Source organism: Halomonas sp. KM-1 (genome assembly GCF_000246875.1).
GTDB classification, from domain to species: domain Bacteria; phylum Pseudomonadota; class Gammaproteobacteria; order Pseudomonadales; family Halomonadaceae; genus Halomonas; species Halomonas aerodenitrificans.
This window is the reverse complement of sequence record NZ_BAEU01000036.1, coordinates 1-14,851: the sequence shown is the minus strand read 5'-3', so window position 1 is coordinate 14,851 and position 14,851 is coordinate 1. Positions and strand designations below refer to the sequence as shown.

Below are 14,851 nucleotides of genomic sequence, written 5' to 3'. Positions count from 1 at the left end.
CTGGCGATCAGGTTCGTGAGTCGTTGGGCTGCCGGTCCCGCAGGCACAGCAGCGGCACCTCCGCAGGCGGCGCGGGTACGGCCGCCTCGACCATCGGCCGGGCGCTGTCGTTGACGCTGGCACCCAGCACGATGGCCAGCAGTGCGAAGCGTGCCCGGCAACTCGTCATGACAAGTTGGCGCATGCTTCAGCGCTCCAGGTACTGCAGCTTCTCCCCCCGGTCGACCCAAACATCGGCCTCACCCAGCGGCAGGCGGGTTTCGGTGATGACCGGCCACACCTCGGCGAGTTCGGCGTTGATCTCGAGGAAGTGCGCCTGGTCGGGCGGCAGCTGGTCAGCGGCGTAGATGGCATCCGCCGGACACTCGGGAGCGCATAGCGAACAGTCGATGCACTCCACCGGATCGATGACGAGGAAGTTGGGGCCCTCGTGGAAGCAGTCCACCGGGCACACTTCCACGCAGTCGGTGTACTTGCAGCGGATGCAGTTTTCAGTGACGACGTATGTCATGGTCGTTTTTGCCTCTAAAGGGTTCGAGCTGAACCGCTCTACAAGCGAGCGTGCTTCCAACGCGGCATCGCCGACGCACAGTCGCTTGTAGACCGACTTCTAGGCGGCGTTGTCGAGCTGCGACTGCGCCCAGCGCGCCAGCTTACGCACGTCCGGATCGGGGTCGTCGAGAGCCCGCTCGATGTACGGCCGGCACTCCGGCTCGGCGATGGTGCCAAGGGCGCCGATGGCCGCCTTGCGCAGGTTGCTCATCGCATCCCGGGCGCACTCGCCGAGCGCCGGTACGGCGGCCACTCCGCCCAGCTTGCCCAGCGCTTCGGCAGCCTTCTCGCGTACCTGCCAGGTCCCATCGCGGCTGGCGGTGATCAGCGCTTCGAGCCCGGCCTGATAGTCGAGCTTGCCGATGCCTAGGGCGGCCTCGCAGCGCACCTGCCAGTGCGGGTCTGCGAGAATCGCCACCAGCGGCGGACCCACCCGCTCCGCAGAGGCGTAGACCAGGGCGCCGGCGGCGGCACGCCGCACCTCGGGGTCGGCATCGCTCCTGGCGCGATCGATCAGCGCCGGCAGGTTCTCCACGGCCTTGAGCCAACCGAGTACGCCCACCGCCTCACGCCGCACGCGGGCATCGTCATCGCTCAAGCGGTGCAGCGCCGGAGTCTGTGCCGCGGCCACACGCAGCGGCTTGAGCGCGCGCAGGATGCCGGCCACCACGAAGGGGTCGGTGCTGCGCTCCAGTGCGGCGAGCAGCGGCGGCGCGACACTGGGGTCCTTGAGATCGGCCAGGGCGTGGGCGGCGGCGTTGCGCACCACCTCATCGCCGTCGCTCAGCGCCGCCAGCAGAGAATCGGCGATATCCTCGGCATCGAACTCATCGACCACCTTGGCCGCCTCCTGGCGCACCGCGGGGTCTTCGTCCTTGAGCGCCTGGATCAGCAGTTCGGCGGCCTCGGGCTCGCCCGAGTCGACCAGCGCCAGTACCGCCACGCGGCGAATGCCGGGGTCCGGGTCAGTGAGCTTCTCGGCAATCTCCTGCAGCTCAGGATCGTCGTACTGTTTCATCGGGCACACCTCAGCGCAGCAAATAGGGAATTTCGACCTTGACGGCATCGGTCGGGCAGTCGGCCTCGCAGGGCATGCAGTACCAGCACTCGTCGTAGCGCATGTGCGCCTTGCCGGTGGCCGGGTTGATCCACAGCACGTCGAGCGGGCAGACGTCGATGCATACGGTGCAGCCCTTGTCGGCGATGCACTTGTCCTCGTCGATGATCACCGGAACGCTGGTGCGTTGCGTTGCAGTCGGCATGGTTTCTCTCCTCTTCATTTGTCCGTGCTTTGGCCTGGGACTCAGGCGTTGGCAGCCTTCTGCACGCGCAGCTTCTGGTAGGCGTCCTTCTCCTCGCCGAGCTCGACGAGATAGGGCGCCACCGGGCGCTTGCCGTGGGCCATGTTGCCGTTGTCGTCCTTGTACAGCCGGGTATGGCAGAACCACTCGGCGTCGTTCTGTTCGGGACAATCGACGCGATAGTGGTAGAGCCCCCAGCGCGACTCGGTGCGATAGAGCGAGGCGCGGGCAGCCATCTCGGCGCAGTCGATGATCGATTGCACCTCCATCGCGCGCAGCAGCTCGTGGGGGTCGGTGGCCTGCAAGCGGGGCAGGTCCTCGCGCACCGCGAGGATGCGCTGCAGGCCGATCTCCATCTTCTTGGTCACCTTGGGCGGCTGCAGGTAGTCGTTGACCAGGCGGCGCACCTTGTACTCCATCTGCGACGGCGGAATGCCGTCGGTCACCTTGAGCGGCGCCTGGATGCGCTCCAGCTCGGCGGCGATGAAGGCCTCGTCGAGGGCGGGCATCTCGCTGCGCGCCTTGGCGAAAGCGGCCGCGCTCTCGCCGCAGATCTGGCCGTAGACGAAGGCGCCGAGCATGTAGGAGTGAGCCACCGAGGCCATGTCACCGGCGCCATACAGGCCCGGCACGGTGGTGGCGCCGGTCTCGTCGACCCACACACCCGAGGCGGAGTGGCCCGAGCAGAAGCCGACCTCGGAGATGTGCATCTCGACCATGTGCTGGCGATAGTCGGTCTCGCGTCCGTCGTGGAAACGCCCGCGCGAGGGACGCTCGTTGGTGTGCAGGACGGTCTCGATCTCCTGGATGGTCTCTTCGGCCAGGTGATCGAGCTTGAGGAACACCGGGCCGTTGCCGCCTTCCAGTTCCTTGAAGAACTCCAGCATCATCTGGCCCGACCAGTAGTCGCACTCGATGAAGCGCTCGCCCTGGGAGTTGGCGGTGAAGCCACCGAGCGGGCCGGTAACGTAGGCGCAGGCCGGGCCGTTGTAGTCCTTGAGCAGCGGGTTGATCTGGAAGCACTCGAGGTTCGCCAGGTCGGCCCCGACGTGATAGGCCATGGCATGGCCGTCGCCGTTGTTGGACGGGTTCTCGTAGGTGCCGAACAGATAGCCCGACGTCGGCAGGCCGATGCGTCCGGCGGCCCCGGTGGCCATGATCACCGCCTTGGCGCGGATGATGATCGGCTCGGCGGTTCGCGTATTGACCCCGATCATTCCGGCAATCCTGCCGTCGCCATCCTTGAGCAGGCGGGTGGCCTGGTAGCGGTTCTCGATCTGCACCCGGTGGCGACGCAGGCGGCGATAGAGGATCTTCTTGACGTTGTGGCCCTCCGGCATCGGCAGCACGTAGGTGCCGAGGTGGTGGACCTTCTTCATGTCGTAGTCGCCGGTCTCGTCCTTCTGGAAGTGCACGCCCCAGGAGTCGAGCTTCTCGATCATCGGGAAGGAGCGCTGGGCATAGGCCATCAGCGCCGGCTGGTGGACGATGCCGTCGTTGGCGATGGTGATCTCCTTGACGTACTGCTCGGGCGTCGAGTGGCCGGGAACGATGGCGTTGTTGAGCCCATCCATGCCCATGGAGATGGCGCCGGAGCGCTTGACGTTGGCCTTTTCCAACAGCATCACCTTAAGATTCGGGTCCTGCTCCTTGGCGGTCACGGCCGCCATGGGGCCGGCGGTGCCGCCGCCAATGACCAGCACGTCGACGTCGATGACGGGAATGTCGCTTGCGTTCATGATTCCTCCGTTTTCCGATCCACTCGGAATTGGTATTTGAAGGCGTCCCCGCGGAAGCAGAGGTACTCGAAATCGACCGGCCGCCCCGACCGATCGAAAGTCAACCGCTCGACCCGCAAGATGGGCTCGCCCATCCCGAGGTTGAGGTGGTGCCGGGTTTCCTCGTCGCAGAGGGTGGAGTCGATGGCGATGTCCGCCGCGCCCAGCGGTATACCGAAGCGGTTCTCCAGCATGGGAAAGATGTCGCCGGAGAGTTCCTGGCCGAACAGCCGTCGGCCGATGTCCATGGGGAAGTAGCTGCTCTCCAGCGAGACCGGCTCGCGATTGAGGTAGCGCACCCGCTTGACCTCCACCACGGCATCGCCCGATCGCAGCCCGAGCGCGGCTGCCACCGCCTTGCTCGGCTTGCACTCCTGGATCGACAGCAACCGCGCAGTGGCCTCGTACCCCTGTGCCGCCATGGCCTCGCCGAAGCCCTGCAGACGCTGCACGTTCTGCACCGCCTTGGGCTTGCTGACGAATGTCCCTTTGCCCTGGGCGCTGAACACCAGCCCCTCGTTGTGCAGGTCACGCAGGGCCTGGCGAATGGTGATACGGCTCACGCCGAAGCTCTTCATCAGCGTGTTCTCCGACGGCAGCCGCTCGTGGGGCGAGTAGCTGCCATCGAGGATGTTGCGCCGCAGGGTGTCGCGGATCTGCACGTAGAGCGGCTGCGGCGAGTCGCCCGGCTGCAGCTTGAGTTCCTGGCTCTTCATGGTCGTTGCCTCTTGTCATGACATGTCATGTCGACTCGAGCGCCGAATGTGCCTGCCATCCCGGCTCAACTCGCCTGGTTCTGCTGTTCGAAGGCACGCAGCGTCTGCTCGCGAATCAGGGCGAGACACTCGCGCTTGATCGCCATGAAGTCGGGCGTGGTGAGCAGCTCCTGGGTGCGCGGGCGCGGCAGCCGCACGGGGATGTCGGCGATGATGCGGCCGGGGCTCGCGCTCATGACCACGATGCGGTCGGAGAGGAACACCGCCTCGTCGATGTCGTGGGTGACGAACAGCACCGTGTTCTTGAACTCGCCCCAGATCTCCAGCAGGTTCTCCTGCATCATGCTGCGGGTCTGGGCATCCAGGGCGCCAAAGGGCTCGTCCATCAGCAGCACGCTGGGGTAGTTGGCCAGCGCCCGGGCGATACCCACACGCTGCTGCATGCCGCCGGAGAGCGTGGTGGGAAAGGCGTTGGCGTAGCGCGACAGCCCCACCAGCGCGAGAAAGGTATTGGCCACGCTCTCGGCCTCGCGCGCCCCCGCGCCGGCCATCAGCGGGCCGAAGGCGACGTTCTGTTTCACCGTCTTCCACGGAAACAGCGAATGCTGCTGGAACACCATGCCGCGGTCGGGGCCAGGCTTGACGATGCTGTGGCCGTCGAGCAGCACCTCGCCCCGGGTCGGCTTGACGAAGCCGGCCACGCTGTTCATCAGGGTCGACTTGCCGCAGCCGGAGGGGCCCAGCAGCGAGACGAACTCGCCCGGCTGAATTTCGAGGCTGGCGGAGGCCACGGCACGCTGAGGACCGCTGCCGGTGGCGAAGACGATATCGAGGTCGCGCACGCTGATCCGTCCCTTGCCGCCTGCGCTGCGCGGGCGGAAGCTGTGGGGATGCTCGACCACGGCGGCACGGTTGAGCTTGCTCGGCATCATGACTTGGCCCCCTCGGTCTGCCAGCGCAGCAGCGGCGAGCAGGCCTTGCGGACCAGCAGGGTGCACAGCGAGCCCAGCCCGCCGATGACCAGCATCCCGATGATGATCTTGGGGTACTCCACCAGGGTGTAGGCCGACCAGGTGAAGTAGCCGATCCCGTACTGACCGCTGATGATCTCGCCCGCCAGCAGCGAGAACCACGCCACCCCCATACCGATGGCGAGCCCCGCGACGATGCTCGGCAGCGCGCCGGGCAGCACCACGTGCCAGAGAATCGCGGCGTTGCTCGCCCCCAGGCTGCGGGCGGCACGCACCAGCACCTTGGGGGTCTGCTCGACGCCGTGCACGGTGTTGATCACGATGGGAAACAGCGCGCCGAGGAAGGTGATGAAGACGATGCTCGCCTGCTCGGTAGGCATCATCAGGATCGCCAGCGGAATCCAGGCTACCGCCGGGATCGGCCGCAGGATCTCGATGTAGGGCAGGATCAGGTCCTCGGCGAAGCGCGAGCGGCCCATGAGAACCCCCAGCGTCACTCCGAGCACCACGGCCAGTCCGTACGCCATGGCGATACGCTGCATGCTATGGAAAATATGTACGTAGAACTCCTGACTCGAGGCCTGAGCCAAAAACTCCGCTCCCACTACCAGCGGCCCCGGTACGTTGTCGAAGCGAACGAAGAAGTCGAAGCCGTAGGTCGAGGCGAGATGCCAGCCCAGCGCTGCCACCAGCAGGGCTCCGATGCGGACCAGGTAGCGGTCCCAGTCCACGGGCAAAAGGCGCCGGTAGCCAACCGCGCCATCGACGGCCGGCTGCGCCTCGGCTGGCGCCGGTTTGGCGGCAGAGCGCTCTACGCTCTCGAACGGGCCTGATGCAACGGCCTCGGGCAGTGGTGGGCGAGGACTGGGGTTCAAGCTCATGAGGTCACCTCTCGTCACGGGAGCGCTGTCTGCGCAACGCTGTGGGTAGTGAAACCGGCGCTTGTTGTGTCGTTGTTGCCGGGGGCGAAGCTTGTACTATCAGGTCATATCGTTTACTCAGTAAGCTGCATCAGCCGTGCCAACACTCTGCATATCGATGCCAAGGATTTAATCCAAAAGGAGTTTTTATTTTTAACCCAATCGAAGATACGGTTCCTCAGTAATTGACCTGCGCGCCCGCGTGGTGCATATCGGAATTGACAAGCATCAGACTGATGCATTTATTCTGAGTCCCGCCCTCTTAATCCAATACAAGTAGAACAACTCATAACGCCAGAAAGGCGAAAAACCCTCATATCGCCCGACAATAAAAAGGGCGCGGAGAATTCCGCGCCCGCCTTTCTCATACTTTAAAAAAGGAAGAAATCCGACTGAGGTTCACTTCATTTATTTCATGGCGAGTGACTCGTCACCTGAAGCGGCCAAGGCAATCATTTCTCCACCGTTATCGGCGACGTATGCCAGCGAGTCGTCCCTCTTCATGAAGGCCACCACTTCACCATCCGGCATTTCGGCAAGAAAGGCGGCCTTGCCGAACATCTTGATCCCGCTGTGGTGATCGTAGACATAGGTGGAGTAGACCTCTCGCCCTTCGCTGTCCGCCGTACGGTAGGCCGCCACCATGTCGGCAACACTTTCGTACTCGACGATACCCTCGTCGGCGAACCATATCTGGGCCGGGCTGAGATCCGGGTTCTGCGCCATGGGCGTGACCATGCGCTCCAGGTCGGCGGCATAGTCCAGCCCGGACGCCGCATAGGCGCTACGGATGTAGCTGTCGTCGACCCAGGCGTCGAAATCGAGGTCAGGGATGTTGCGCTCCTCCTGCAGCAGGGCGTGATCGTACTGCAGCGCCTCGACCCACTCGGGCTTGATGGTGGCATCCAGGGTGCTGATTCCCCCCTCGCTGAGGTAGAGGTAGAGCACCTCCTTGGCCACACCGGTCCACTCGCTGAGCTGCGTGGCGGCACGCATCGGATCCTCTCTGATCCACTGCTGCGCCTCGAGGGTTGCCTGCAGCACGGCCTCAACCACCTCCGGGTAGCGATCGGCAAATGCCTTGCGCACCACGATGCCGTGGAAGGTCGGCACACCGGCTTCGCTGCCGTCGAAGATCTTGCGCCCGGTACCGCGGAACTCCATCACCTCCGACCAGGGGCCGAAGTCGGCATGGGCATCGATACGGTTGCCGGCGATGTTGGCCACCCCCACCGGCGGGCTCTGGTCGACGATGGCGATCTGCCCATCGAGCCCCGCATCGCGCAGGGCCTTGAGCGTCATGCCCCAGGCGGCACTGCCCACCGGCGTGGAGATGCGCTTGCCTGCCAGCTCTTCGAGGGAGTGCACGTCGGAGGCCACCGGCACCACGATACCGTTGCCGGTTCCCTGGCGGTTGTACCCGGTCACGGCAATGAAGCGGGTTTCATGTCGGCCGGTGGCCTGGAAGTTGGCCCCATTGACGATCAGTGGATAGTCACCCATCACGCCGAACTCGAGGTTGCCCGCCATCATCTGGTTGGTGATGGGTGGGCCTGAATCATAATCGCGAAAGATGATTTCGTACTCGGCATCGGCGTAATCCCCATCCGTAGGAAGATATTTTTCGATGAGGCCAAGTTTCTCCAGCACGATACCGCCGGCCACGGTATTGGTCACCATGCTCTGGTGGCCGATACCAATGGTGATGCGCTCCGCCAAGGCAGGGTTACTTAGCAGAAAGAGTATTCCCAACGAACTGCAGCCGATGAGTCGTTTCCAGTTCATCATGTCCAGTCACCTCCGGTCAGGGTGGGTTGTACTTGTACTATCCGGTCATTACCTTCACCCATTGATTTGCAGTGCGCGTGCCATTCGGCGCGACTTGCCGCCCATCTGCATGATTCGAATAAGGGAAAGGTCAACCCGACAGGAAGCGATCACTCGACCGTCAGCCGCCTCATTGCGCACGCATAGTGCGCAATGAGTGGCTTTCGGCATCATCATGGCGCAGCCATTGGGATGCCGAACAGGACAACTAGAACAAATCGGTTACAAGCTAAGTATCCGAAATCTCATCGATTAACGTCTGACTCAGGAACGTGAACGCCAGCGCCTGCATATGGGCACGCTGACGGTTGTCGGCCGCACCGCCGTGGCCGCCTTCGACGTTCTCGTAGTAGAGCGCCTCATGCCCCTGCTCGCTCATGCGCGCCATCATCTTGCGTGCGTGGCCGGGGTGGACGCGGTCGTCGCGGGTGCTGGTCATCAGCAGCATGGGCGGATACTGCGCCCCGGGCTCGAGGTTGTGATAGGGCGAGACATCGCGCAGGAACTGCCAGTCGTCGCTCTCGGGGTCGCCGTACTCGGCCATCCACGAGGCGCCGGCCAGCAGCAGGTGGTAGCGGCGCATGTCGAGCAGCGGCACCTGGCATACCACGGCGCCGAGCAGCTGCGGGTAGCGGGTGAGCATGTTGCCCACCAGCAGGCCGCCGTTGGAGCCGCCCTGGATACCCAGCCGCTGCGGCGAGGTGATGCCGCGTTCGATCAGGTCTTCGGCCACGGCGGCGAAGTCCTCGAAGGCCTTGTGACGATTCTCGCGCAGCGCCGCCTGGTGCCAGCGCGGGCCGTACTCGCCGCCGCCGCGAATGTTGGCCACCACGTACACGCCTCCCTGGCTGAGCCAGGCGCGCCCCACCCCGGGGCTGTAGCCGGGCAGCAGCGGCACCTCGAAGCCGCCGTAGCCGTAGAGCAGGGTCGGGTGCACGCCGCTGGGCTCGAGATCGCGCTTCGCCACCTGGAAGTAGGGAATCGGCGTGCCATCGCGGCTGGTGGCGAAGTGCTGGGTCACCTCGAGCCCTTCGGCGTCGAACAGCGCCGGGGCCTGCTTGAGCGTTTCCAGCGCCCCGCCGACCCGACCGTGCAGCAGCGTGGTCGGCGTGAGGTAGTCGCTGACGATGACGAACACCTCGTCGCTCTCCTCATCGTCCACCGCGCTCACGCTGACGCTGCCCAGCGTCGGCACGCCCTCCAGGGGCTCGGGCTGCCACTGGCCTGCGCTCGGCGTGAGCACGTAGAGCCGGTGCTTGACGTCGTCGAGCACGTTGAGAATCAGGTGGCGGCGGGTCCAGGTAGCGTCGGAGAGCGAGGTGCGCTCGGTGGGGGTGAACAGCACGCGCAGCTCGCGCTCACCGTTCATGTAGGCGTCGAAGTCGGCGATCAGCAGCGCGCCGGCGGGATGAGTGGTACCCGCCACCTCCCAGGGCTCGCGCAGCTCCACCAACAGCCACTCGCGGTGCACCTGCTTGTGGGCCGAATTGGGCACCTCGATGCGGGTGAGGCTGCCGTCGGCCTGGCGCAGGTAGAGCTCATTGTCGTAGAAGGCCCGGGCGCGGCTGACGAAGTCGCGCTCGAAGCCAGGGGTGGAGTCGTGCGCGGCACCTACGGCCATGTCGTCGGGCTCGGCTTCGAACACCGTCTCGGCATTGGCCATCGGCGTGCCGCGTCGCCACTGCTTGACGATGCGCGGGTAACCGGAGCTGGTCATCGAGCCTGCGCCGAAGTCGGTCTGAACGTAGACCGTGTCGCGGTCGATCCAGCCCAGGCCTCCCTTGGCCTCGGGGCGGTAGAAGCCCTGCTCGACCCAGCGCTTCTCCACCAGGTCGAACTCACGGGTGACGTCGGCGTCGGCGCCGCCGCGGGAGAGCGAGATCAGGCAGTGACGCCAGGGTTGGTCGGGCGATTCAGGCCGCAGGCAGTGGGCGCCGTGCCAGACCCAGTTCTCGCCTTCCTCGGCGTTGAGCGCGTCGAGGTCGATCAGCACCTCCCACTCGGGCCGCGCCTTGCGGTACTCCTCGAGCGTGGTGCGCCGCCACAGCCCACGGGGATGGTCGCGGTCCTGCCAGAAGTTGTAGAAGTGCTCGCCGCGCTTGACCACGAAGGGGATGCGGTCGTCGGCCTCGAGGATCGCCTGCAGGTCGTCGCGCAGCGCGCTGAAGCCCGGCGCATCGGCGAGCCTGGCCTGGCTCTCTGCATTGCGCTGCTCGACCCAGGTCAGGGCGCGCTCGCCCTCGACCTCTTCCAGCCACAGGTAAGGGTCGTGCTCGTCGAAGGGGGCAGTCATGCGGGGTCTCCTGGTGGGCAGTCGTTTTGCCCACCAAGCTAGCCCGCTATGGCCGCGGACTCAATGTGTCCGAGGCTTTGTCTGAAAAGTCGGCGAGCGAAGGCCAGACAAGGCAAAAATCAGCGAAAAGACGGAGTTTACGGAGTGTAAATGAGTACTTTAAGCTGATTTTTAACGCTGTATGGCCAAGCGCAGCCAGTTTTCGGGCATAGCCTAGCGCTGGAATACCACGGTACGGTTCCTGTTCAGAAACACGCGCCGCTCCACGTGCAGCGCCACCGCCCGGGCCAGGGTCAGACATTCGATGTCGCGGCCCTTGGCGACCAGGTCCTCCGGGTAGTCGGCATGACTGACCGGCTCGACGCCCTGGGTGATGATCGGCCCCTCGTCGAGGTCGTCGTTGATGTAGTGGGCCGTGGCACCGACCAGCTTGACGCCCTTGTCGTAGGCCTGGTGGTAGGGGCGTGCGCCCTTGAAGCCGGGCAGCAGCGAGTGGTGGATGTTGATCGCCCGGCCCGAGAGCCTGGTGCACATCTCGCTCGACAGTACCTGCATGTAGCGCGCCAGGATCACCAGCTCGGCACCGCTCTCCTCGATTACCCGCCACACCTGGGCCTCCTGCTCGGGCTTGGTCTCGGCGGTGATCGGGAAGTGGTGATAGGGAATGCCGTGCCACTCCGACAGCGATGCCAGGTCGGGGTGGTTGGAAACGATGGCGCGGATGTCGATGGGCAACTGCCCGGTACGGTAGCGATAGAGCAGGTCGTTGAGGCAGTGATCGGCCTTGGAGACCATGATCACCACCGGCATCAGCCGCCCCGGCGGCGTCAGCTCGGAGCTCATCTCGAACTCGGCGGCCCGCTCGGCGAAGGCTGCCTGGAAGGCATCGGCATCGAAGCCAGCCTCTTCGGGGCGGAATTCGGTGCGAATGAAGAATTGGCCGCTCAAGCGGTCGTCGAAGGATTGCTGCTCGGTGATGTAGCAGCGCCGCTCCTTGAGGAAGCGGGTCACCACGTCCACAGTGCCCAGGCGGCTGGGGCACTGCGCGGCCATGATCCAGATGTCGTCGTGTCGCTTCATGCTGCTTCCTCCGGCGCTTCGGCGGCGAGTGGAAAAAGGGCCGGGGGAACCCCCCGGCCAAACGCGCCTGGCAAACGCGATGTCTCGTTACCGCTCCACACCGATGGCGTACTCCGCGCCGGCGTCCAGCAGCCAGCGGTAGCAGTAGTCGGAGAAGCTGCGGCGCAGCACCAGCTCCCAACGGGTTTCCGTGGGACGGCGCAGGATCAGGTTTGCCTTGGCGAACACCGCGGTCACGCCCTTGCCCACCGGGAAGGCCTCGGGGTGCACGTCGCTGGGCGTCGACTTCATCAGCAGCTCACGCGCCTTCTCGCCCGACAGTTCGAGCAGCGTCTGGCCGCCGCTGACGTTGACGATGGCGTAGTGGGCATCGCCCAGGGCGTTACGCAGCGTACCCTCCAGCTCGAACTCTTCGCCACCGGGTACGATCAGTAGCCACTCGTCGGGCGAGAGCCACTGGATCGAACGCGCGCCATCCTCGCTATGGCTGAGGGTGTTGGGCCGTGCCGGCAGGCCGAAGCCCAGCACCGCGCGCACGGCCTCGTCGAGCACGATGGCACCGCCGCGCAGCACCAGATGACCGAGGAAGGGCCGCTCGCGCAGTACCACCCGGCTCTTGGCGCTGGGGGCCGGAGCCCCCGAACGCTGGTAGGAGTAGGCCAGCGGCGATTCCACCGGGATGTTGGCCTCGGTGCGGGTATCGAAGGTACGGGCCTTGGCAACGACAGGGTTAGACATTCTGGCGCTCTCCCTTGGGGTCGACGAAGATCGGGCTAACGATTTCGGCCTCATGGACCTGGCCGTCGGCCATAGGCAGGTAGACGGTCTCACCCATCTTCTGCTGACCGCCCTTGACCACGGCCAGGGCGAAGCCTGAGTCCAGGGTCGGGCTGTAGTAGCTCGAGGTCACGTGACCCGCCATCGGCATGGGAATGGCGTGCTTCGGATCGAAGACGATCTGCGCGCCTTCCTCCAGCACCACCTTCGGGTCCTTGGGCTTGAGGCCGACCAGCTGCTTGCGGTCCGTGCGGCGGGTGTCGCTTCGCGTCAGCGCGCGCTTGCCGATCCACGAGTACGGCTTGTCGTAGCCCACGCACCACTGCATGCCCAGGTCTTCCGGCGTCACCGAGCCGTCGGTGTCCTGGCCGACGATGATGAAGCCCTTCTCTGCCCGCAGCACGTGCATGGTCTCGGTGCCGTAGGGGGTCAGGCCGTACTTCTCGCCGTGCTTGAACAGGGTCTTGCACACGTGCATGGCGTAGTTGGCCTGGACGTTGATCTCGTAGGTCAATTCGCCGGTGAAGGAGATGCGGAACACCCGCGCCGGTACCCCGGCCACCTTGCCAGCCCGCCAGTCCATGAACTTGAAGGAATCGCGGTCGAGATCGATGTCGCTGATCTCGGCCAGCAGGTTGCGCGCCTCGGGGCCGGTGATCGTCATGGTCGCCCAGTGATCGGTCACCGAGGTGAAGGTCACGTTGAGCTCGGGCCATTCGGTCTGATGCCACAGTTCCAGCCACTCCAGCACTGCGGCGGCACCGCCGGTGGTGGTGGTCATCAGGAAGTGGTTCTCGGCCAGACAGCTGGTCACACCGTCATCGGTGACCATGCCGTCGTCCTTGCACATCAGTCCGTAGCGGCACTTGCCGACGGCCAGCTTTTCCCACTTGTTGGTGTAGACGCGCCCCAGGAACTCGCGAGCGTCGGGGCCCTGGATGTCGATCTTGCCCAGGGTCGAGGCATCGAGGATGCCGACCTTCTCGCGCACCGCGCGGCACTCGCGGGCCACCGCCTCGTGCATGGTCTCCTTCTTGCCGTTGACCGTCTGCGGGAAGTACCAGGGGCGCTTCCACTGGCCGACGTCCTCGAACTCGGCGCCATTCTCCACGTGCCACTGGTGCAGTGCGGTATAGCGCTCGGGGTCGAACAGGTCGCGGCAGTGGCGACCGGCGATGGCACCGAAGGTGACCGGCGTGTAGTTGGGGCGGAACACGGTGGTGCCCACCTCGGGAATCGTCTTGCCCAGACAGCGCGCGGCAATGGCCATGCCGTTGATGTTGCCGAGCTTGCCCTGGTCGGTACCGAAGCCCATGGCGGTGTAGCGCTTGACGTGCTCGATAGACTCGAAGCCCTCACGCGTCGCCAGTTCGATGCCCCCGGCGGTGACGTCGTTCTGCAGATCGACGAACTGCTTGGGCGCGCGCAGGGTCGGCTTCTCGTGAGGCACCTGATACAGCGCACAGGCCGCTCCCTCGCGGCGGGCGTCGACCTGCGGCAGCTCGACCGCCTTGGCCGAATGCCCCAGTGCTTCCAGTGCCTGGGAAGCCATGGCCACGCCATCGGCCATGCCTGCACCCAGGTCGTGGATGCCGCGGGCGCTGCCGGCAGCGTGCACGCCTTTCACCAGGCTGGGCACGAACCCGAGGATATCTTCGTTCCAGGTCGGCCGCGCGCCGGTGTGCGAGGCCAGGTGGATCACCGGGCTGTAGCCGCCGGAGCTGGCGATGGTGTCGCAGGCCAGGGTCTCGGCCTGGCCGGTGACCTTGAAGGCAGCGAGGTCGATCTTGGCCACGCGGGCCGCGCTGACGCGCTTCTCGCCCTTGGCCTCGATCACCGCACTGCCGGTGATGATACGAATGCCCTTGGCCTTGGCGGCGTCGATCCAGTCGCCCTGCGGATTGGCACGGGCGTCGACGATGGCCACCACCTCACGACCCGCTTCGACCCAGTCGAGCGCGGCACGATAGGCGTGATCGTTGCTGGTGGAGAGCACCAGCTTGTTGCCCGGCACCACGCCGTAGCGGCGGATGTAGGTGGATACCGCACCGGCCAGCAGGTTGCCCGGCACGTCGTTGTTGGCGTAGACCAGCGGCCGCTCATGGGCGCCAGTGGCCAGCAGCACCTGACCGGCGCGCACTCGGTGCATGCGCGAACGCACGCCGCGATGGCCGTCGACCAGCGGTGCCGTCTCGCCCAGGTGCTCCGTGCGCCGCTCGTGCAGCGTGACGAAATGGTGGTCGTGGTAACCGTTGGCGGTGGTGCGGGGCAGCAACGTGACGTTGTCCAGCCCGGCGAGTTCCTCCAGCACGCGCTCCGCCCACTTGGCGGCCGGCTGCTGATCGAGCAGTTCACGGCTGTCGAGCAGCGAACCGCCCATCTCTTCCTGCTCATCGGCCAGGATCACCCGGGCACCGCTGCGAGCCGCGGTCAGCGCCGCCGCCAGGCCGGCGGGGCCGGCACCGATCACCAGCAAGTCGCAGTGCTGGTTGAGGTGATCGTAGCTGTCCGGATCGGCTTCCATGGGGCTGCGGCCCAAACCTGCGCCCTTGCGGATGTACTTCTCATAGGTCATCCACATGGAGGCCGGCGCCATGAAGGTCTTGTAGTAGAAGCCCGGCGGCATGAAGCGCCCG

13 protein-coding genes are annotated in these 14,851 nt (G+C 65.4%); all 13 read right to left on the bottom strand.

The genetic code is table 11. From position 1 onward, the window contains the following. Nucleotides 1-7: 7 nt before the first annotated feature. Nucleotides 8-184 carry a hypothetical protein gene (locus B8115_RS23540; RefSeq protein WP_158409631.1) on the bottom strand — a complete coding sequence of 59 codons (177 nt, stop codon included), beginning with the start codon at nucleotides 182-184 and terminating at the stop codon, nucleotides 8-10. A 3-nt stretch (nucleotides 185-187) separates the two neighbouring features. After that, nucleotides 188-511 (bottom strand): ferredoxin FdxA, encoded by a 324-nt coding sequence (fdxA, locus tag B8115_RS03090; RefSeq protein ID WP_010626286.1) that lies wholly within the window; start codon nucleotides 509-511, stop codon nucleotides 188-190. A gap of 99 nt (nucleotides 512-610) precedes the next feature. Then, nucleotides 611-1,570, bottom strand: a complete 960-nt coding sequence (locus B8115_RS03085; protein ID WP_010626285.1) for a HEAT repeat domain-containing protein — start codon at nucleotides 1,568-1,570, stop codon at nucleotides 611-613. A gap of 10 nt (nucleotides 1,571-1,580) precedes the next feature. After that, nucleotides 1,581-1,814, bottom strand: a complete 234-nt coding sequence (locus B8115_RS03080) for a ferredoxin family protein (protein WP_010626284.1) — start codon at nucleotides 1,812-1,814, stop codon at nucleotides 1,581-1,583. A gap of 41 nt (nucleotides 1,815-1,855) precedes the next feature. Further along, nucleotides 1,856-3,592 carry a fumarate reductase/succinate dehydrogenase flavoprotein subunit gene (locus tag B8115_RS03075; protein ID WP_010626283.1) on the bottom strand — a complete coding sequence of 579 codons (1,737 nt, stop codon included), beginning with the start codon at nucleotides 3,590-3,592 and terminating at the stop codon, nucleotides 1,856-1,858. After that, nucleotides 3,589-4,347, bottom strand: coding sequence for a GntR family transcriptional regulator (locus B8115_RS03070; RefSeq protein WP_010626282.1), 759 nt, complete (start codon nucleotides 4,345-4,347; stop codon nucleotides 3,589-3,591). The genes B8115_RS03075 and B8115_RS03070 overlap by 4 nt, the downstream gene beginning before the upstream one ends. A 65-nt stretch (nucleotides 4,348-4,412) precedes the next feature. After that, nucleotides 4,413-5,279 (bottom strand): ABC transporter ATP-binding protein, encoded by an 867-nt coding sequence (locus tag B8115_RS03065; protein ID WP_010626281.1) that lies wholly within the window; start codon nucleotides 5,277-5,279, stop codon nucleotides 4,413-4,415. After that, nucleotides 5,276-6,199 carry an ABC transporter permease gene (locus B8115_RS03060; RefSeq protein ID WP_010626280.1) on the bottom strand — a complete coding sequence of 308 codons (924 nt, stop codon included), beginning with the start codon at nucleotides 6,197-6,199 and terminating at the stop codon, nucleotides 5,276-5,278. Before B8115_RS03060 ends, B8115_RS03065 begins: the two co-directional genes overlap by 4 nt. 447 nt (nucleotides 6,200-6,646) lie before the next feature. Beyond that, nucleotides 6,647-8,026, bottom strand: coding sequence for an ABC transporter substrate-binding protein (locus B8115_RS03055; RefSeq protein ID WP_238539187.1), 1,380 nt, complete (start codon nucleotides 8,024-8,026; stop codon nucleotides 6,647-6,649). Nucleotides 8,027-8,294: 268 nt separating this feature from the next. Then, a complete protein-coding gene (locus B8115_RS03050; RefSeq protein WP_010626278.1) occupies nucleotides 8,295-10,358 on the bottom strand; it encodes a prolyl oligopeptidase family protein in 2,064 nt (687 codons plus the stop codon). A 213-nt stretch (nucleotides 10,359-10,571) separates the two neighbouring features. Further along, complete coding sequence (gene purU, locus B8115_RS03045; protein ID WP_010626277.1) at nucleotides 10,572-11,438, bottom strand: formyltetrahydrofolate deformylase; 867 nt, start codon at nucleotides 11,436-11,438, stop codon at nucleotides 10,572-10,574. Nucleotides 11,439-11,525: 87 nt separating this feature from the next. Then, on the bottom strand, nucleotides 11,526-12,176 hold the full coding sequence (locus B8115_RS03040; RefSeq protein WP_010626276.1) for a sarcosine oxidase subunit gamma: 651 nt from the start codon (nucleotides 12,174-12,176) through the stop codon (nucleotides 11,526-11,528). Next, on the bottom strand, nucleotides 12,169-14,851 hold a 2,683-nt coding region (locus tag B8115_RS03035), incomplete at its 5' end, for a sarcosine oxidase subunit alpha family protein (protein ID WP_010626275.1). The genes B8115_RS03040 and B8115_RS03035, both read right to left, overlap by 8 nt.